We start from the raw sequence: 19,068 nt of genomic DNA, 5'->3' as shown, positions 1-19,068 counted from the left end.
TTATATATAGTCTACAATTATCTCCTCGTTAATATAAGCAATGATTTTATTTTGAACGGTATATCCCATCTCTTGGTAAGCCTTGGAATAGGATTCCAATTGCTCCTTGTATTTATTGTTTTTTCTTCCTGTTTTATAATCAATAATATCTACCGAGTTCCCTTTCAGTACAACCCGATCCGGAATTAAAATGGTACCGTTGGAAATGAGTAGCTCCTTTTCATTATAAATGGTAAAGCCTTCCGAGTAAAACTTGCCTAGTACGGGATGATGTATCAATTTTATCAGGGTTTCACGTACCTTTTCAAATGTGGAATCACTAAGAACTCCTTTGTTCAAGGCACTTTTCAAGGCAGGTTCCAAATCTTCCGTAGTTATTACATTTTCAAGAATGTGATGGTATACGTTTCCTTGTTCCAATGCAATCTCCCTATCGGTGTCCCAAAGCATGCCTGCTTTGGTATGTATTTTAAAGGCTTCGCGATTTTTGTACGTGTAAAGGTAGGGAACCGTCCATTTATTTCCTTGCCCAATTTTTAATTTTTTAGTCTTCCAGAGCTCCCCGAATTCATATTCCAATAAGTCCTCCTTCCAAATACCCAAATCGGATAGATACTTTAGGAACAGTCCTGAAAAATACTCGGTTTTATAACTGCCATCCTTTCTCAAATCCTTACAGCTTATGACATACAAGGAATTAACCGCTCTTGTAAGGACCACATACAATAGGTTAAAAGCATCCAATTGTATTCTTTGATGTTCTTCATCAAAAAGCTTGGCACCTAGTTTCCCATAATTTTTAATTTCCTGTTTTTTGCTGATGAGCAGCTCTTCAAAACCCATAAAAACATCCCGATCTACGGGAATCCAAAGTTTTGGGTCTATTTCCTCAAATATATTGGTGTTCGCATACGGAAAAATGACCACAGGAAACTCCAGTCCCTTGGATTTGTGGATGGTCATAACCTGCACGGCCATGGAATCCTCTGGCGTGCTGATGCTCAGCGAATTGGATTTGACCTCCCAATTGTTCAAGAAAGCTTGGGCATCCGTGCCATGTTTCTGTTCCATCTCAAAGACAAAATCCATAAATGCCAGCAGGTGTGCGTCAGAAGTTGGCACCAGGTCAAAAACCTTTATGGCATGCTCCATGGAATCCATAAGCGACCTGCCCCTAAGGATATCCATATTAAAATTATGTTCTGTAGTTAGATAGAACGAAAGGTCGTTCAAATGCAGATGGATGAAATCATGGGTGTCTTCTTTTGAATCGGACAAATATTCAAGAATCGAATAATTGTTTTCAAGGTCATCGGTCATCAACATGAACTTGACCAATGAAACTAGGAAGTGAACTTTTGGACTGCTGGACACCAAAAGGGAATCCGAAGAAATTACGGGAACGGATTTGGACATTAGGAAGTCGGTTAGTATTACCCCGTGCTTCTTTTTTCGGACCAAGACACAAATATCACCGTAGTTGAACCCCGCTTGAAGGGATTGGTCAATAGCTTCCATAACCTTATCCGCATAGGCAGTGTCATCCTCTTCCTGCAAGAAACTTAGTTTAACATATCCTCCCGGATTATCGTTGGATTCCTGCTTATTTCCAGCTATAAAAAAATCCCGGTATACATCATTTTCCAATAGCGTACCAACATTCTGGAAAAATGTATTGTTGAATTTAATGATTTCGTCCTGGCTCCTATAATTTCTTGGTAGTTGGTGGGTTTCTCCTGTAATGGAGAACGGATTGTTTTTCTTGGTAGCCAAATCCAAGAATTGCTCGGCGTGACCACCACGCCATCGGTAAATCGCCTGTTTAGCATCCCCTACCAAGAAAAGTGACCCAGACCTTCCCTGATCATCCTTTCCTTCCAAGGCGTTGGCAATCAATGGAACCAGGTTGTTCCATTGCATTTCTGAGGTATCCTGAAACTCGTCTATAAAATAATGGCGGTACTTTTCGCCCAACCGTTCATAAATGAACGGAGCGGGTTGATTCTTTATTTCCTCGGAGATTATCCGGTTGAATTCTGAAATGGAAAGCTGTTCCTTTTCCCTTTGTATATTCTTTATTTCGTTTTCTATGGAATTCAAAAGTGTTAGGGGAACCAGGTTGCCGTATAAATTTAATAAAAACCCTCGCTGGTAAATTTTCTCCTTGATGGTCAAATAATTCCGTAAGATAGTTTGGGCAAAATCCTCCGATGGATTCTCAACACCTACCTTTAGGATTTTGCCTTCCACGAGATTACCCTCAAGATTGTTGTTATAGAGTAGGGAAGGACTTTGGGTACCGTCCAAAATCTTCCTGAAGTGGTTTGGAAGCGTTTGTCTGGGAAAATCTGATTCTTCAACCCCACTTGAGCCTATATAGGCAAGTGTTTCTTCGGCCAAATCATTGATATCCTTTTCCGTTAGCCTTATGAGTGATTTTAAATGTTTTTGTAAACTTAAAAAATCAGATAGGCTCTTATTCCCAAAACCTTGTATATGGAATGTATTCGTTTCGTCCTGTAGTAGTTTGCCAATTTTTAGTAGGTCGTAGCCTATATCCCAACTTTTGTCATCATCAATTTTTTCCATGGCAAAGTCCATCAGGATTTTGGTAAGCTCTTGGTCTTCGCCTGCTTTTGCCAAGACCCTTGCCACGGCCTCAGATAATAGCAAGTCCATATCCAAAACCACTTCAAAGTTTTGCGGTAGTTTTAGGTCTCGTGCAAAGGTTCTTATGACCCTGTGGGTAAATTTGTCTATGGTTGAAATATCAAAAAAGGCGTAGTTATGTAAAATTTCCTTTAAACGGAGTCTACATAAATCCCTTAAACCTTCAACGCTCAATTGTAGGGCATCCATAAGTTCAAGAAAGAGCGGGGGCGAATCCTTCAAAGAATGGATTTTTGAAAAAGAATAGAGGCTATCCAGAATTCTGAACTTCATTTCATTCACCGCCTTGTTGGTGAAGGTAATGGCCAGAATTCTTTTGAAACTATACGGACTTGAAAGAACTATTTTTAGGTAGGCTTTTGAAAGAGCATAGGTCTTGCCTGAACCTGCCGAAGCGTTATATATCTTGAACGTACTTTCCTGCACCTAATTTTTACTTGCAAAATAAGGATTATGGCACAGTTCTTAACAAATAATTGGGTTAATATAAATGTTAAAATCCTTAATTTTGAATAACTACAATTATTAATCTAAAAACAAAAAATTATGGCTTTTCAATTACCGAACTTGCCCTATGCTTATGAGGCTTTAGAACCACATATAGATGCTAGGACAATGGAAATACATCATACAAAACATCATAACGGATATACCTCCAAGCTTAATGCGGCCATTGAGGGTACCGATTTGAGCAGCAAATCTATTGAGGATATTTTGACCAATTTGGATATGAACAACATGGCGGTTCGAAATAATGGGGGAGGTTTTTACAACCATGCTTTGTTTTGGACCATTCTGTCCCCAAAGGGTGGAGGAACCCCATCCGGGGATTTGGCCAAGGCCATAGACGATGCCTTTGGCTCCTTCGATACCTTTAAGGAAAAATTCAGCGATGCCGCAGGAACTAGGTTTGGGTCCGGTTGGGCTTGGCTCTGTGTGCATAAAGGTGGAAAGCTCGAAATCTGCTCGACCCCCAATCAGGACAACCCAATAATGCCGGGTGTAGGTTGTGGTGGATATCCAATCTTAGGTTTGGATGTTTGGGAACACGCCTATTATTTAAACTATCAGAACAAACGCCCTGAGTACATTGACGCGTTTTTTAACATCATAAATTGGGACGAGGTTTCAAAATTGTATTCCAAGAATAAATAACTAGGTACCTTTCAATTTATTAAAACTTTAAAAACCGCTATGGAAATAGTTCCAAAGCGGTTTTTTTATGCTTTCAATAATAGAAAAGGGCGGAGAAGCCTCCACCCTTTTCGTCCCAAATCTTACCATAAACTTAACCTACTTATGCTATGGCAAAACTAAATTACTGGTATTGTGGGAAATAAAAAAAGAATTGTTAAAAAAATTTATTTTCTTTTTATAGGAGCCTGATTTCTTGTGGGGTATGCATCTTCCAATTTTATGAAATAAAAAAGGCGGAGCAAAGCTCCACCTTTTTTCCCCAAATCTTACCATGAACTTAACCTACTTATGCTATGGTTCTCCAAAGATATAAGCAAGAAACGCAGAAATAAAAGGAATTGGTTGAACGGCGTAAACCTTAGTTGAAATACCTAAGCTGTGTTATTATCCTACAGTAAGGGAAAGTTGTACGTATGTAAACGGAAGAAAATAAAAAAGGTGGAGAATCTCCACCTTTTTTGCCCCAAATCTTACCATGAACTTAACCTACTTATGCTATGGCAAGTTTAAAATTAAGTTTAGTCCTACCCTAAAAACTATTACATCGACGAAATGCATATTTTGTCGATGAAACGCATAGGTTTCAGGTTAAACGGTTCTGTTTTTTTTAATAGGCTCTTTCGTTTCTACCCTCATAAAAATTGATGAAAGCCCTGTTTACGACTCTGTTTCCCCCAGGTGTAGGATAATTTCCAGTAAAGTACCAATCTCCCAGATTTTTAGGACACGCTTCATGGAGACCGGATATTCCTTGATAGATGATTTGAACTTCGGCCTTTATATCAATCGGGCTTAATAGCTGTCCAATCTTATGGGATATTTGTTCGGCACTAAAAGGGGCATAAATCTCCTTCACATAATTTATGATATCGCTGTCTTTTGACTTCACTTGGTCAATACATTTTTGATAGACCTCCTTAATCACATGCATGGTGTTATTCTCCTCATGCAAAGCAAGTGCCGCCCTAAAGGCTATAAAATCCTCAAGTTTCGCCATATCGATTCCGTAACAGTCGGGATACCTAATTTGGGGGGCTGAAGAAACAATAATGATTTTCTTTGGAGACAGCCTATCCAAAATCTTTAAGATACTTTTCTTCAAAGTAGTACCTCTCACAATACTGTCGTCTATAATCACTAGGTTGTCCCCTTCTTTTACGGAGCCATAGGAAATGTCATAGACATGGGCAACCAAGTCATCCCTACTGTCATCCTGGGTTATAAACGTCCTAAGTTTGGCATCCTTGATGGCAACCTTCTCAATTCTGGGCCTTACCTCAAGAATTTCATGTAGCTCCTCACTGGTGATTTTTGCACCGATGGCAAGAATTTGCTCTTCCTTTTTCTTATTTAGATAGTTTTGGGCCTCTTTTACCATTCCAAAGAACGAAGTTTCCGCCGTATTTGGGATATAGGAAAAAACGGTATTCTTGAGGTCGTGGTCTATGGCCTTGAGGATTTGGGGGAATACCAGTTTGCCCAACATTTTTCGCTCCTGATAGATTTCCTTGTCACTTCCCCTGGAAAAGTAAATGCGTTCAAAGGAGCATGCCTTTCTTTCCCTTGGTTCCAAGATTTGTTTGATTCTTGTGGTGCCGTTCTTTTTTACGATAATGGCATTGCCCGGCTCCAATTCCTTAACCTCTTCAAATGGAACGTTAAAGACCGTTTGTATGGCCGGTCTCTCCGAAGCAACCACCACAATCTCATCGTCCATATAATAATAGGCTGGCCTAATTCCGGCGGGATCTCTTAGAACAAAAGCATCTCCATGGCCCAGAAGACCTGCCATGGCAAAACCACCGTCAAAATTCTTGGCGGCCCTTTTTAATATTTTTGAAACCTTTAGCCTTTCTGCTATGATAGGGGACGCTTCCTGCTTGCTGAAACCTTCCTTTTTTATTTGTTTGTAAAGTTTGGCAACGGCATCGTCCAAAAAGTGGCCTATTTTTTCCATGACGGTAACCGTGTCCGCCATTTCCTTTGGGTGTTGGCCCAATTGTACCAAATTGTTGAACAGCTCGTGTACGTTGGTGAGGTTAAAGTTTCCGGCAACGATGAGGTTTCGATGCATCCAGTTGTTTTGCCTCAAAAAAGGATGTACACTTTCTATACTGTTCTTTCCAAAAGTGCCATAGCGAACATGCCCCAATAATAGTTCTCCTATATATGGAATGTTCTTTTTTTGTAGTGCGACATCATTTTCGTATTCCGGATTTTCCTTAAGTTCCCTATTGATTCGTTCGTTTATTTGGGCAAAAATATCCTGGATAGGTTGTTGTTGACAGGAACGCACCCTACTCATATATCGTTGACCCGCTTCCACATCCAACTTTATGCTGGCAAAACCCGCACCGTCCTGGCCACGGTTATGCTGCTTTTCCATCATGAGGTACATCTTGTTTACCCCATAAAAGGCGGACCCATATTTTTCCTTATAATATTCAAGCGGCTTGAGTAGTCTTATGACCGAGATGCCACACTCGTGCTTAATAGCGTCACTCATTGGTTTTAGTATTAAAAAAACCCCAAGAGAGGGGCGTGGGGTTATTGCAGTTCAATTTCAAACTGTGTTAGTGCCTTAAATTGATGTAACCTTATATTTATTTCATCCCTTTCCAGGTCCAACATCCGTTCCGTACCAAATTTTTCAACGGAGAACGATGCGAGGTTGGAACCATGGATTATGGCTTTTTTCAAATTTTCAAAGGTAAAATCTTCCGATGCCGCTAAGTAACCCGAAAATCCTCCGGCAAAGGTGTCACCGGCACCCGTGGGGTCAAAAACATCTTCGAGCGGTAAAGCCGGGGCAAAGAACACTTGTTCCTCATGAAAAAGCAAAGCTCCGTGTTCACCCTTTTTAATGACAACATAATCTGGACCCATTTCAAAGATTTTCTGTGCGGCCTTGACCAAAGAGTATTCACCGGTTAGCTGTCTTGCTTCCTCATCGTTGATGGTCAGCACATCTATTTTTTTGATTACTTCGGTCAATTCTGGCAAAGTATGGTCCATCCAAAAATTCATGGTATCCAAAATGATGAGCTTTGGTCGTTTTTCCATCTGATTAATTACACCCATTTGGATATTTGGGTGTAGATTTCCCAGCATAACCACATCGGAGTCTTTGAAACCATCTGGGACAATAGGATTGAAATCTGCCAAAACATTGAGTTCCGTTACCAAAGTATCCCTAGAATTAAGGTCGTTGTGGTACTTGCCTTTCCAAAAAAAAGTTTTACCTCCCTTGACTACCTCAAGAGCCGAAATGTCAATTTTCCTTTCTTCCAATAGGTCCAGATACTCCTTGGGAAAGTCTTCCCCAACTACAGAAACGATGGCAGCATCCACATCGAATTGTGAAGCTGCAAGACCAATAAAAGTAGCAGCTCCTCCCAAAATTTTGTCCGTTTTGCCAAAAGGTGTTTCAATGGCATCGAATGCGACCGTACCTACTATTAAAAGCTTGCCCATACCGTAGTTAAAAATGAAGTGCAAATATACGGATTTGCCAACTGAATTGTGGTTTAAAGGCAAGCACAATTTTGAATACTTATCAAAAGTTACTTTCGTCCAAAATCTGCAGGAATTTCGCCCCATGCCTTGGTTTCCCATTTTACAATGGGCGTTTTGTAGGAGTTTGTGTTCAACCAATTTTCCGCCCTTCGTATCAGGTCGAACAAGGCTTTGTTTTTAGGGTTTTGGGACAAATTTGTATTGCATTTTTTCTTTCGTACCCAACTCATCGCTGTACGGGAATCGGTATAGATTATTCTGTCACTATTCCGTTCCTTTAGAAAGGCCAGGCCATGAACAATGGCCAAAAACTCCCCAATATTATTGGTTCCTTGTTCAAAAGGCCCTTGTTTAAATAGTTTCTTCTTGGTTTTTGTATCCACACCTTGGTATTCCATGATTCCGGGATTTCCACTGGATGCGGCATCTACGGAAATGGAATGATAATTGGGCTGGCCTATTTTAAGAAGTTCGGCCGGGGACAGCTCAGTTGCGCCTTTTTTATTCCCTTTAAAATCAGCAAAATTTCCGTTGAAGGCTTTTTTTGCCAAATCAAACGTTTCAAATGATTTGTATTCCGCCCCTTTTGCCCCGTTGATGGCAGCCTTGCAATCTTCCCAAGTCTCATAGATTCCGGGTCGTTTGCCCTTCCAAACCGTGTAGAACTTTTGTTTTTTACCCATAGGAAACCTGTTTTTTCATTTCCGCGAAGGCGGAAATCTGAATCAGTTCTGTGTTTTTAAGATATCTTCAATCACCTTTGGAAAATGTTCATACTCCAAATGGTGCACTTTTTCCGCTATATTCGCTGGGCTATCATTCGCAAAAATTACGGTTTTTACTTGTTTTATGACCGCACCTTCATCGTATTGGGCATTTACATAATGAATCGTTATGCCTGTTTCTGTTTCCTTATTTTCCTTTACCGCAGTATGTACGTTCATGCCATACATTCCCTTACCCCCGTATTTGGGCAATAGGGCGGGGTGGATGTTTATGATTTTATTGGGAAAGGCATCAACCATGTCCTCAGGAATCTTCCAAAGAAAACCAGCAAGAACGATTAGGTCCGGTTGTATTCCCTTTAGGATGTTCAATACAAAATCACCCCCAAGGAAAGAATGTCTATTAAAGTATATAGCGTTAACGTTCAACCTGTTACACCTGTCCAATACTTGGGCATTCCGTTTATTCGTAAATACCGCCTCAATCTGTACGTTGTCATTCTTATCAAAATAACGGACAATATTTTCCACATTGGAGCCGGAACCCGATGCAAATAGTACTATTTTTTTAACGTCCAATGGTTCTTGTTTTAAGGTTAGGATGGAAGAATTCTGAGAATTTAAGGGCAAAAGAAAACAGAAATAAAGTAAGCACCAAGGTTTTGTTCATAAATGACGTTAGAGGGTACATCGTTTTCGGAAGAAAAATTTATGGTTTTATACAAGGAAGTATGATTTTTATTTTCTTAAATTACCTTACATTTTAACGACAATTAGTGTAATTAATCCAAAGTTTTATATTTTTGCCTTCAATTTAAATTTTTAAAACCAATATTATTATGTCAGACATTGCATCAAGAGTTAAAGCTATCATTGTTGATAAATTAGGAGTTGACGAAAACGAGGTGGTATCAGAAGCTAGCTTTACGAACGATTTAGGGGCAGATTCATTGGATACTGTTGAGTTGATTATGGAGTTCGAAAAGGAATTCGATATTCAAATCCCTGATGATCAAGCTGAGAACATCGCAACAGTTGGCCAAGCCATTAGCTATATAGAAGAAGCAAAGTAATTTGATGATTTCTTAAACAGAATTTAAATTATCCATGTGGTAAATGCTCCGCATGGATAATTTTTTTTAATTTACCTTCAGTTTATTTCTAAACTAAAAAAAAGTTCAATGCAATTAAAGCGAGTTGTCGTTACTGGATTGGGTGCTCTTACCCCAATCGGTAACAATATTGAGGAGTATTGGAACGGTCTTGTTAATGGTAAAAGTGGGTCCGCGCCCATCACATATTATGACACTGAAAAATTTAAGGTAAAATTCGCCTGCGAACTAAAAAACTACAATACAGAGGATTATTTTGATCGTAAGGAAGGACGTAAACTGGACAGATTTGCACAGTATGCGCTTATTTCTTCGGATGAGGCCATAAAGGATTCTGGATTAGATCTGGACAAACTGGACAAATTCCGCACCGGGGTCATTTGGGGTGCCGGCATTGGTGGTTTGGAGACCTTTCAAAATGAGGTAATGAATTTTGCCCAAGGGGATGGAACACCAAGGTTTAACCCTTTCTTTATACCCAAAATGATTGCGGATATTGCTCCCGGACATATTTCCATCAAACATGGTTTTATGGGACCAAATTATACAACGGTTTCAGCATGTGCATCCTCTGCAAATGCTTTGATAGACGCTCTCAACTACATACGTCTGGGCCATTGTGATGTCATCGTATCTGGAGGAAGCGAGGCTGCCGTAACCATTGCAGGTATGGGCGGTTTTGGTGCCATGCACGCACTTTCTACACGAAACGATAGTCCGGAAACGGCCTCAAGACCCTTCGATGCTACTAGGGACGGTTTTGTCCTTGGCGAAGGCGCAGGAGCATTGATACTTGAGGAGTATGAACATGCCAAAGCAAGGGGTGCAAAAATATATGCCGAAGTTGCAGGAGGGGGACTATCCAGTGATGCCTATCACATGACCGCTCCACATCCAGATGGTATCGGTGTGGTTAAGGTAATGGAAAACTGCCTTCGCGATGCTGGTATGGGCATCGAGGAAGTGGATGCCATTAATACCCATGGTACTTCTACACCCTTAGGGGATGTCGCCGAGTTGAAGGCCATATCGGAAGTATTTGGGGAACATGCCAAGAATATAAATATCAATTCTACAAAGTCCATGACTGGGCATTTATTGGGAGCCGCGGGTGCCATAGAGGCCATTGCCTCCATTCTGGCCATGGAGCATGGCATGGTTCCGCCCACTATCAACCATACAACGATAGATGAAAATATAGATCCTAGTCTAAACCTAACGCTCAACAAGGCCCAAAAAAGGGATGTTAGGGTTGCCATGAGCAACACCTTTGGATTTGGGGGGCATAATGCTTGTGTTGTCTTTAAAAAAATAGACTAAGACCTTTATGACCTTTCCTAAAAATATATTCAATTCCCATTCTAAACAGGATGGGGATTTTTTTTTAGGACTAAAGAGGATTTTGGGATTTAAACCCAAGCATTTGGTTTATTATAAAAAGGCCTTTTTGCACCGATCAATGAACCAAAAGGATGAAAATGGGAACCCAATGAACTATGAACGGTTGGAGTTTTTGGGGGATTCGATGCTGGGAACCATTATCTCCAAACATTTATACAATGAAGTTCCGGAAGGTGATGAAGGGTATCTGACCAAAATGCGATCCAAGATAGTAAGCAGGGAACACCTGAACGAATTGGGAAAGGATTTGGACCTGATCAAGTATGTAGAAAGTAGGATTCCAAAATCGCATTTTGGGGAAAATATACATGGAAACGTATTCGAGGCATTGATTGGCGCTATTTACTTGGATAGGGGCTATAAATACTGTGAAAAGTTCATAAATACAAGGGTCATAGAGCCGTATGTGGATATCGAACAGTTGGAGGGAAAGGTCATAAGCTATAAAAGTTTGATCATTGAGTGGTGCCAAAAGCAAAAAAAATCATTTAATTTTAATGTTTACGAGGACACTGGGAACGATTCGTTAAAACACTTTGCCGTAAAGCTTTCCATAAATGATAATGTAGTGGCCAAGGCAAGGGCTACCTCTAAAAAGAAAGCTGAGGAAAGAGCATCCAAAAGGGCATTTTTTGCACTACAGGATAGAATGAAATAAAAGCGTTAGGATTACAACAAAACGCTAACGTTTTCGTAACCAAAACTACATCTTAAACTTATTTAGCCGTTAGGCTTTATTCTTTAATAGTTCTATATTTACCGTTTTTGAGTGTGTATGTCGGCAGTGTATAAAATAAAAGATGATTTTTTTGATGAATCCTTTCTTTTAGTCGCTTTGCATAGCACTTTGGAGGATTATGCCATTGCCTACGGATTAAACCGTATACTGAATTCGAATTTTAAAAGAGGCAAGGCGGATTTTGATTTATCGGAAAATAGGTCCTTCCCGTATTATGATTGGGAAGATGAGTTAAATTACAGGTATTGGGTGCTCGTTTCCAATCAAAGCGCGAAAAAAGAGTTGGTAACCAACAATGACCTGTTTCAGTACGAAACAACCTATTCCACTCCCCGTTTGATCCCGGAGCTTAAAGAGGTGGATTATTTCCTGAAAATAGAGGGAGATGAGGATACAGTGGATAGCAGTAAAATAACAAAAACCCTTTTGGGCATTCCTAAGATAATGGCCGCCTACGAGGTAGATATAAACAAACTAAAATCTAGAAATAATTTAATTTTTTAATAATGTCAAGCAACAAGAAGACAAAGATCGTAGCAACCCTAGGCCCTGCTACCAGTAAGAAAGATGTGCTAAGAAGCATGATGCTGGCAGGAGTAGATGTCTTTAGGATAAATTTTTCCCATGCCGACTATAAAGATGTTAAGGAACGGGTAGACCTTATACGTGAGCTCAATGAAGAGTTGGAAACCAATACGGCTATTTTGGCCGATTTGCAAGGACCTAAACTTAGAGTTGGTGTAATGTCCGGTGAAGTTGTTGTAAGCCCTGGCGACGAACTTACCTTCGTAACAGGCGAACCCTTTGAAGGTACGGCAGAAAGGGTATACATGAACTATAAGGAATTCCCTAGGGACGTAAAACCCGGAGAACGTATACTTTTGGACGACGGAAAGCTGATATTCGAGGTCGTATCAACGAACGGGGAATCTGAAGTTAGGGCAAAAGTGATTCAAGGAGGGCCTCTAAAGTCCAAGAAAGGGGTGAACCTTCCAAACACGAACATTTCCCTACCGGCCCTTACCAAAAAGGATATCAAGGATGCGGAATTTGCGATTTCCCTGGAAGTGGATTGGATTGCATTATCCTTTGTAAGATTCAGCCAGGATTTGATTGACCTTCAGAACATAATTAAGCAACACTCCGCTCATAAAATCCCAATAATTGCAAAAATAGAAAAGCCGGAGGCTGTTGAGAATATTGATAAGATTGTCGCGTATTGTGATGGTTTAATGGTTGCCAGGGGAGATTTAGGTGTTGAAGTACCGGCACAAGAGGTACCTTTGATTCAAAAGAAATTGGTGCTTAGGGCCAAAAAGGCACGAATTCCCGTAATTATTGCCACCCAGATGATGGAGACGATGATTACCAGTTTGACCCCTACAAGGGCGGAGGTGAACGACGTTGCCAACTCGGTCATGGATGGTGCGGATGCCGTAATGCTATCCGGTGAAACTTCCGTTGGAAACTATCCGGTGCAGGTAATCGAAAAAATGGCCAGTATCCTTAGGAGTGTGGAATCATCGGAATTAATTAAGGTCCCTCATGAGCCACCACACGTTAGGACTAATAGATATATCACAAAATCGATATGTTTTCATGCAGCTCTCATGGCCAATGAAATTAAGGCCAAGGCCATTTCCACATTGACCAATAGTGGCTATACGGCATTTCAGATATCGGCATGGAGGCCTAGTGCCCACATACTGGTATTCACTTCCAACAAAAGAATCCTTACGCAGTTGAATCTTTTGTGGGGCGTAAAGGCCTTCTATTACGATAAGTTTGTATCTACGGACCAGACCATTGAGGATGTTAACGGAATTGCCTGTAAAAAAGGCTATTTGGAAGTTGGCGATATGCTGGTAAGTTTGGCGGCCATGCCCATAAAGGCAAAAGGTATGGTAAATACCTTAAGGGTCACGGAAATCGAAACCTGTAATTTTTAATCCAGTGTAAAAAATATTTTTAAAGCCTGTTAAAAACAGGCTTTTTTTTATTCAAAATTCAAACTTGAGTTGCACCGAGACCGATTCTCTATCTTCTCTTGTGGGTTGTTTCTTTTCCGTATTTAAATTGGCCAATGAAATACCCAAGAGCCGTACGGAGTTCTGTAATTTATCCTGGTATAACAACTCTTTTGCCGTCTCTAGTATCAGTTTTTTGTCCGATATAAAATAAGGTAAGGTCTTGCTACGGGTGTTTAAGGTAAAATCGCTGTATTTTATTTTCAACGTTACCGTTTTTCCTGCTATTTTGGATTTTTGAAGTCGTTTTTCCAGTTCACTGGCAATGTGTTCCAAGCGTTCCAACATGAATATTTCACTGCTCAAATTTTCGTTAAAGGTACGTTCCGCACCTACGGATTTTGGAATTCTATGGGGTTTCACGGGGCTGTTGTGAATGCCCCGTACCACATGGAAATAATAACTCCCGCTCTTTCCAAAATGTTCCTCCAAAAAGGCAAGCGATTTACCTTTTAGGTCCTTGCCGGTAAAAATACCAAGGCCGTACATCTTCTCGGCCGTAACCTTTCCAACACCATAAAACTTCCGTATTTCCAATTCTTCCAAGAACGTTTGTACCTCCTCCGGGTTTACCGTTTTTTGTCCGTTTGGCTTGTTTACATCACTGGCCACCTTGGCAATGAACTTATTTATGGAAATACCTGCCGATGCATTTAGCCCTGTTTCCTTCAGGATTCTATCCCTAATTTCCTTGGCAATAAGAGTGGCCGAAGGATTCCCTTTTTTGTTCACAGTAACATCCAGATACGCTTCGTCCAACGATAAGGGCTCTACCAAATCCGTATAATCATAAAATATGGACCTAATCTGTTTGGAAATTTCTTTGTAACGGTCAAAGCGAGGTTTTACGAAGATGAGGTCCGGACATTTTTTCTTGGCCAATATACCGCTCATGGCACTGCGTACCCCAAATCTTCTAGCCTCATAGCTTGCCGCCGAAACAACGCCGCGCAGCTCATTGCCACCCACGGCTACGGGCTTTTGCCTAAGATCGGGATTGTCCAACTGTTCTACGGAGGCATAAAATGCGTCCATATCCACGTGGATAATCTTTCGTAAAGGAAAATCATTGGACATCCTGTAAAATTAAGGTATATTTAATTTGATGGACCAAAACAAAAAAACTGCAATTATTCTTGGGGCTACCGGTCTTACGGGCGGTATACTTTTACAGCTTTTGCTGGAGGATGACCGATACGATAAAATAAAACTGTTCTCTAGAAACCCTTTAAATATTGTATCGGATAAGATCGAGGAACATATTGGGGATGTCCTAAACTTGGAATGTTTTAATCCTAAATTTAAGGCAGACGAGGTATTTTGTTGCATAGGCACGACAAATTCCAAAACCCCGGACAAGGAACTGTACCATAAAATAGATTATGGAATTCCTGTTTCCGCCGCACAAATATGCAGCAAACAGGGTATCGAAAAACTTTTGGTCATTTCCGCTTTGGGTGCCGATCCGAATAGTTCCATTTTCTACAACAGGGTAAAGGGAGAAATGGAAGAAGCGGTATTAAAAATAGGGATATCGAAGACCTATATTTTACAGCCTTCCTTAATTTCCGGACCACGGGAAGAACGACGTCCTGGCGAGTGGCTGGCAAAGCAATTATTTAAGGTTTTAAATGTATTTATGGTGGGGCCATTGAGAAAATATCGGTCCATTCATCCCAAGGAAATTGCGATATGTATGCTGAAATTGGCCAATGGGGAAGAAGCAAGCGGAAGAATTACTTCGGATGAAATAAAAATAATCGCAAATCATGATTGAGATTGAACGTAAATTCTTGGTCAAGTCCATGCATTTTGTGGACAATGCGGTTTCAAGTACCAAAATCATTCAGGGATTTTTGAACACACACCCTGAAAGGACCGTGAGGATACGCATAAAAGAGGAGAAGGGGTTTTTGACGGTTAAGGGAAAATCGAACGAAACCGGGACCACCCGTTTTGAATGGGAGACTGAAATAGCGCATATCGATGCCCAAAAGTTGCTCCAACTATGTGAGAAGGGCGTTTTGGAGAAGACAAGGTATTTAGTGCCTTTTGAGGGTCACAATTTTGAAGTCGACGTATTCGATGGGGAGAACAAGGGTCTTATTTTGGCAGAAATCGAACTCACCACTGAAAGTGAACTATTCCAAAAGCCCCATTGGTTGGGGGAGGAAGTCACCGGAGATATTAAATATTGCAATTCGCAATTAAGCAAACAACCTTTCAATACCTGGTAATATGAAGAATGTTCTTAAATTATTGGTACTGACGTTCATCTGTTCCTGTGGAAATCCAAGACAGCAGCTGGAAATGAATAGCGCCTTGGAAGAACCAACCAAAACCAGCGCAGAAATAAAAAAGGAATTGACGGATAAAGGCTATGAAATCTTCGATTATGTAGATGAGGATACCAAAGATACCGTGTTGATGCAGCAATATTTTATAGCGTTCTTAAAATCAGGACCTAACAGGAGCCAAACAAAGGAAGAAACGGATAGTCTTCAGTCCTTACATTTGGCACATTTAGGCCGAATGTACGAACTGGGTTATGCCGATATCTCCGGGCCATTTGGGGATGATGGGGACATTAGGGGCATTACCATTTACAATACACCCACCTTTGAAATGGCCGATAGTCTGGCCAATATGGACCCTATGGTAAAGGCAGGGAGGTTGGTCATTGAAATGCACCCTTGGTGGGCGGCCAAAGGATTTCCCTTACGATAGGACGTTGTTTAAAGTATTCTTTGCGTAAAAAATTAAGTCGTTTCCGTACGAGTGGTTTTGTATATAACCCAATCGGCCTTTTTTTGACCTACCTTTTTTCTGGTTTTGAATAGCTGTTTTACCAAATAGGGGACAGCGCCTACAAAGGAAAAAATCATGCCTAAAACCAACACGGAATATCCATTTGAGAAAAGGTTTCCACTGGATAAAATCCCCAGGATTAAAACCGTGGACAGAGGAAAGGATAACGCCAGGATGTTAACGCCAAAAGTGGCATTAAAAGTTTTGTGATTCTTTTTTATGTCCATTTCTTGGGAACCCACTACGGCAATGTGCGAAAAGGGCCAAAAGCTACAGGCACTTAGTCCAAATGAAAGCAGGACCAAAATATCCTGTTGAACCTCTACCTTGGCTATCAAAATAAATACTCCGGAAAGGATGCCAACAAAGCCGGCCCTTAAAAACAGAAGCGAAAAAATCTTATAAATCTGCTCTTTTTTTATTTTCACCGCCAAGCCTATAAACAATAGTACCAACGGTGTCATGATTACGCTAAGTCGGGTCAACGTATCGCTAATGAAAAATGGCAACGACTCCATTTTAAAACCAAAAAATACCAAAATCAAGGCAATGACTATAAAGATATTTACGGGTTCGGAGATCATTGCCATTGTCAAAGACTTCAATTTTGCAGCTCGTGATTGGTCTGTAATCGCTCGTTTGCAATAATACCAATTCATGGCCACCAAGTAGAGGATTATCAGTACAAAGACTTTATTGCCCAGGTCTGCCATTGCCGCCTTTGCCAAATAGGCCTCACCCAAAAATTCCAAAACAAATGGAAAGCAGGAAAGTCCTGGTGCCAAGGAAGGAACCAACAACCTTGCCGTACGGTATTCCGGGGTGTCCCTCTTTATCCCGGTAAGGGGCATAAGATAGGGGAACAACAAAAACAATAGGATGTTCAAGGCAAGTGCCAAAAATGGCAAAGAAAGCAGCGCCGCGTCAATTTGAACACCCAATAGGGCAATAAAAATAGTAGCGGGCAAGGCAAGGTTTAAAATTATTTTCTTGATACCGGTCAATTCCTCCTTGGAACCAAATTTGAGCTTTAGGAGCAGACCAATACCAATAAATAACAAAAAGGTAAACGTCTTTTGTAAAGTATAATCCATGTTTTTAAGCTAATACGTCCGTAAGCGCCGCCGTAAATATTTTCATTTCGTCCATGGTGCCTATGCTCACACGGCACCAATTTTTGCCCATGAATTCAAAGGCCCTGACCCCTACCTGTTTTTCAAGCATCTTATCGAGGAATAGTTTTCCGTTCATCTCTATGGGGAAAATGATAAAACTTGTATGGGAAGGCACGTAGTCATAGCCCAATTTTGTTAGGCTTTTGTATACATACTCCCTAGCCGCCGCATTTTTTTCTCGGGACATATTTTGGAACTCTTTGTCGTCCATACTCGCTAGAGCGGCAAAGATGGATGTATAGGATATTCCCATGCCGCCTCTGGTGATTTTCTGAATTTTTTCCAAGGTGGATTCCTGTGCCACGATATAACCAACCCGAAGCCCTGCCATGCCATGGATTTTTGAGAAGGTCCTCGCGATGATTACATCCTTTCCTTCGTTTATGAGGCTGACCATACTTTGTTTGGCGCCGTCCTCCAGGAATGCCAAGTAGGCCTCATCGACGAAAACAGGTACTTTTTCAGAAACCCTGGAACAGAAATCCAACAATTCTGTACTATCCGTAATACTACCGGTAGGATTGTTTGGGTTGCAGATGTACACAAGCTTCGTTTCAGAGTCGATGGCTTCTTCCATGGCCTTTAAATCGTGCGACCAGTCATCTTTCAATGGAACGGGCTTCCAACTTGCACCCGTGGCTTGGGCCACTTGCATCAAGGACATATAGGAAGGGTCCGCGGATACGACATTGCCTCCGTTCAAGAACAGCACCATACCCGTTTTTTCCAGAAGATCTGAAGATCCAGGTCCCATCATGATATTTTTTGGACTTACCCCTTCTTCCGCGGCGATTTTATCGATTAAGTCGAACAGTTCCCGCCAGGCGTATCGGTTTCCTTTGGTAGCTACATTTTTGAGCGCTTCCACCGCTTTTGGCGATGGCCCATAAGGATTTTCGTTGGCGTTCAGCTTTGCCAAAAGTTTGGATTCTTCAGGAAATTCCTTGGGGATGAATTCCTTAAAAAAGGGACTATATAGGGCGTTGCCTTTGGCATCCAAAGGAATATAAGTTTTAGGCACTTCAGAAATACCTAAGTGGGGAAATAGCGTAATGCCTCCCGCGGTGAGCAATCCTGTCTTTAGCCAGTTTCTACGATTTAATTTTCCTGTTTCCATTAGTTCTATAGGGTTTAATTAGCTATAGAGACTAATTTAAAACTAGGCAGGTCCAAATCCTATCTTAATAATGTAAAAATCAGGCAGTTAAAATTTTACATGAATAATAATAGACTCATAAAACTATCAATATGACAATTAATGGGTCAAAAAACAGGGCTATTTTGCGAATATCCCATCCTTTTCAATCAAAGGAACATGGGTAAGGTTCTGTTCGTTGACGGAACCCTTTTCAAAGAGGAACTTCTTTTCATAAAGCTTGTTATCCGCATAATAGGTAACAAAAAACTCATTGTTAAGGCGCAGCACTTCTTCCTGTACAAGCTCCACTTTTTCAAAGGATTTGGCAGCTACGACCCCAATGGCATGCCGCATGGTGGAGGTTTTTACCTTTTCGTCATATCCCTTTGAAACGATCAGGGCCATTTCAATGGGCGTTTTCCTATTATTAATAATGTAAGCGTTCCAATCCTTGGACAGGAATTCATCGTTCCACTCGTAAACAAGGGCAATATACACGTCTTTGGCAATAGGTATTTCGATGTCTTTTTTCAAAAATATCCGTTATTTATCCGAAGAAT

The 19,068-nt window shown here is 40.8% G+C and carries 18 protein-coding genes; 9 read left to right on the top strand and 9 right to left on the bottom strand.

Annotation, left to right across the window (positions count from 1 at the left end; genetic code table 11):
- On the bottom strand, positions 1-3,096 hold the full coding sequence (locus ACZ41C_RS06555) for a UvrD-helicase domain-containing protein (protein WP_464564998.1): 3,096 nt from the start codon (positions 3,094-3,096) through the stop codon (positions 1-3).
- A 120-nt stretch (positions 3,097-3,216) separates the two neighbouring features.
- Here ACZ41C_RS06555 and ACZ41C_RS06550 point away from each other — a divergent pair, with 120 nt between their 5' ends.
- On the top strand, positions 3,217-3,825 hold the full coding sequence (locus ACZ41C_RS06550) for a superoxide dismutase (protein WP_138256778.1): 609 nt from the start codon (positions 3,217-3,219) through the stop codon (positions 3,823-3,825).
- 649 nt (positions 3,826-4,474) lie between these two features.
- Here ACZ41C_RS06550 and ACZ41C_RS06545 read toward each other — a convergent pair.
- The 4 genes from ACZ41C_RS06545 to purN all read right to left on the bottom strand — a co-directional run bounded on the left by ACZ41C_RS06545 (position 4,475) and on the right by purN (position 8,687).
- Positions 4,475-6,373, bottom strand: coding sequence for an amidophosphoribosyltransferase (locus tag ACZ41C_RS06545; protein ID WP_464564997.1), 1,899 nt, complete (start codon positions 6,371-6,373; stop codon positions 4,475-4,477).
- A gap of 41 nt (positions 6,374-6,414) precedes the next feature.
- A complete protein-coding gene (locus ACZ41C_RS06540) occupies positions 6,415-7,341 on the bottom strand; it encodes a PfkB family carbohydrate kinase (protein WP_464564996.1) in 927 nt (308 codons plus the stop codon).
- 89 nt (positions 7,342-7,430) lie between these two features.
- A complete protein-coding gene (locus ACZ41C_RS06535) occupies positions 7,431-8,066 on the bottom strand; it encodes a ribonuclease H1 domain-containing protein (RefSeq protein ID WP_464564995.1) in 636 nt (211 codons plus the stop codon).
- Between the two features lie 42 nt (positions 8,067-8,108).
- Positions 8,109-8,687, bottom strand: a complete 579-nt coding sequence (gene purN, locus ACZ41C_RS06530) for a phosphoribosylglycinamide formyltransferase (RefSeq protein ID WP_272635992.1) — start codon at positions 8,685-8,687, stop codon at positions 8,109-8,111.
- A gap of 260 nt (positions 8,688-8,947) precedes the next feature.
- Here purN and ACZ41C_RS06525 point away from each other — a divergent pair, with 260 nt between their 5' ends.
- From ACZ41C_RS06525 to pyk, 5 genes are all read left to right on the top strand, one after another.
- A complete protein-coding gene (locus ACZ41C_RS06525) occupies positions 8,948-9,181 on the top strand; it encodes an acyl carrier protein (RefSeq protein ID WP_047247024.1) in 234 nt (77 codons plus the stop codon).
- Between the two features lie 108 nt (positions 9,182-9,289).
- Complete coding sequence (gene fabF, locus ACZ41C_RS06520) at positions 9,290-10,540, top strand: beta-ketoacyl-ACP synthase II (RefSeq protein ID WP_138256783.1); 1,251 nt, start codon at positions 9,290-9,292, stop codon at positions 10,538-10,540.
- 7 nt (positions 10,541-10,547) lie between these two features.
- Positions 10,548-11,279, top strand: coding sequence for a ribonuclease III (rnc, locus tag ACZ41C_RS06515; RefSeq protein ID WP_138256784.1), 732 nt, complete (start codon positions 10,548-10,550; stop codon positions 11,277-11,279).
- Positions 11,280-11,396: 117 nt separating this feature from the next.
- A complete protein-coding gene (locus ACZ41C_RS06510; RefSeq protein WP_138256785.1) occupies positions 11,397-11,864 on the top strand; it encodes an IPExxxVDY family protein in 468 nt (155 codons plus the stop codon).
- A 2-nt stretch (positions 11,865-11,866) separates the two neighbouring features.
- Positions 11,867-13,309, top strand: coding sequence for a pyruvate kinase (gene pyk / locus ACZ41C_RS06505; RefSeq protein ID WP_138256786.1), 1,443 nt, complete (start codon positions 11,867-11,869; stop codon positions 13,307-13,309).
- A gap of 51 nt (positions 13,310-13,360) precedes the next feature.
- Here pyk and dinB read toward each other — a convergent pair whose 3' ends face one another.
- Positions 13,361-14,464, bottom strand: coding sequence for a DNA polymerase IV (dinB, locus tag ACZ41C_RS06500; protein ID WP_464564994.1), 1,104 nt, complete (start codon positions 14,462-14,464; stop codon positions 13,361-13,363).
- Between the two features lie 28 nt (positions 14,465-14,492).
- Here dinB and ACZ41C_RS06495 point away from each other — a divergent pair, with 28 nt between their 5' ends.
- From ACZ41C_RS06495 to ACZ41C_RS06485, 3 genes are read left to right on the top strand one after another with little or no spacing between them, the layout of a single operon-like run.
- The gene (locus ACZ41C_RS06495) at positions 14,493-15,164 is read left to right on the top strand and encodes an NAD(P)H-binding protein (protein WP_464564993.1); all 672 of its coding nucleotides are present in this window, start codon (positions 14,493-14,495) and stop codon (positions 15,162-15,164) included.
- A complete protein-coding gene (locus tag ACZ41C_RS06490) occupies positions 15,157-15,624 on the top strand; it encodes a CYTH domain-containing protein (RefSeq protein ID WP_464564992.1) in 468 nt (155 codons plus the stop codon). Before ACZ41C_RS06495 ends, ACZ41C_RS06490 begins: the two co-directional genes overlap by 8 nt.
- A 1-nt stretch (position 15,625) precedes the next feature.
- Positions 15,626-16,114 carry a YciI family protein gene (locus ACZ41C_RS06485; protein WP_464564991.1) on the top strand — a complete coding sequence of 163 codons (489 nt, stop codon included), beginning with the start codon at positions 15,626-15,628 and terminating at the stop codon, positions 16,112-16,114.
- Positions 16,115-16,146: 32 nt separating this feature from the next.
- On the opposite strand, the gene ACZ41C_RS06480 is transcribed toward ACZ41C_RS06485, so the two are convergent.
- From ACZ41C_RS06480 to ACZ41C_RS06470, 3 genes are all read right to left on the bottom strand, one after another.
- Positions 16,147-17,289: an AEC family transporter gene (locus ACZ41C_RS06480; RefSeq protein WP_138256791.1), complete on the bottom strand. Its 1,143-nt coding sequence runs from the start codon at positions 17,287-17,289 to the stop codon at positions 16,147-16,149.
- 4 nt (positions 17,290-17,293) lie between these two features.
- Positions 17,294-18,487 carry a pyridoxal phosphate-dependent aminotransferase gene (locus ACZ41C_RS06475; protein WP_464564990.1) on the bottom strand — a complete coding sequence of 398 codons (1,194 nt, stop codon included), beginning with the start codon at positions 18,485-18,487 and terminating at the stop codon, positions 17,294-17,296.
- 159 nt (positions 18,488-18,646) lie between these two features.
- A complete protein-coding gene (locus ACZ41C_RS06470) occupies positions 18,647-19,042 on the bottom strand; it encodes a hypothetical protein (RefSeq protein ID WP_138256793.1) in 396 nt (131 codons plus the stop codon).
- Positions 19,043-19,068 lie beyond the last annotated feature (26 nt).

This window comes from Maribacter sp. C-4077, from assembly GCF_055378385.1.
Note: the sequence above shows the minus strand (reverse complement) of the source record. Positions and strands in the feature narration are given on the sequence as shown.

Bases quoted from the DNA above. Each gene is read 5' to 3' on its own strand.
- ACZ41C_RS06550 (WP_138256778.1), top strand. From the start codon at position 3,217: ATGGCTTTTCAATTACCGAACTTGCCCTATGCTTATGAGGCTTTAGAA.
- ACZ41C_RS06545 (WP_464564997.1), bottom strand. From the start codon at position 6,373: ATGAGTGACGCTATTAAGCACGAGTGTGGCATCTCGGTCATAAGACTA.
- ACZ41C_RS06540 (WP_464564996.1), bottom strand. From the start codon at position 7,341: ATGGGCAAGCTTTTAATAGTAGGTACGGTCGCATTCGATGCCATTGAA.
- ACZ41C_RS06535 (WP_464564995.1), bottom strand. From the start codon at position 8,066: ATGGGTAAAAAACAAAAGTTCTACACGGTTTGGAAGGGCAAACGACCC.
- ACZ41C_RS06525 (WP_047247024.1), top strand. From the start codon at position 8,948: ATGTCAGACATTGCATCAAGAGTTAAAGCTATCATTGTTGATAAATTA.
- fabF (WP_138256783.1), top strand. From the start codon at position 9,290: ATGCAATTAAAGCGAGTTGTCGTTACTGGATTGGGTGCTCTTACCCCA.
- rnc (WP_138256784.1), top strand. From the start codon at position 10,548: ATGACCTTTCCTAAAAATATATTCAATTCCCATTCTAAACAGGATGGG.
- ACZ41C_RS06510 (WP_138256785.1), top strand. From the start codon at position 11,397: ATGTCGGCAGTGTATAAAATAAAAGATGATTTTTTTGATGAATCCTTT.
- pyk (WP_138256786.1), top strand. From the start codon at position 11,867: ATGTCAAGCAACAAGAAGACAAAGATCGTAGCAACCCTAGGCCCTGCT.
- dinB (WP_464564994.1), bottom strand. From the start codon at position 14,464: ATGTCCAATGATTTTCCTTTACGAAAGATTATCCACGTGGATATGGAC.
- ACZ41C_RS06495 (WP_464564993.1), top strand. From the start codon at position 14,493: ATGGACCAAAACAAAAAAACTGCAATTATTCTTGGGGCTACCGGTCTT.
- ACZ41C_RS06490 (WP_464564992.1), top strand. From the start codon at position 15,157: ATGATTGAGATTGAACGTAAATTCTTGGTCAAGTCCATGCATTTTGTG.
- ACZ41C_RS06485 (WP_464564991.1), top strand. From the start codon at position 15,626: ATGAAGAATGTTCTTAAATTATTGGTACTGACGTTCATCTGTTCCTGT.
- ACZ41C_RS06480 (WP_138256791.1), bottom strand. From the start codon at position 17,289: ATGGATTATACTTTACAAAAGACGTTTACCTTTTTGTTATTTATTGGT.
- ACZ41C_RS06475 (WP_464564990.1), bottom strand. From the start codon at position 18,487: ATGGAAACAGGAAAATTAAATCGTAGAAACTGGCTAAAGACAGGATTG.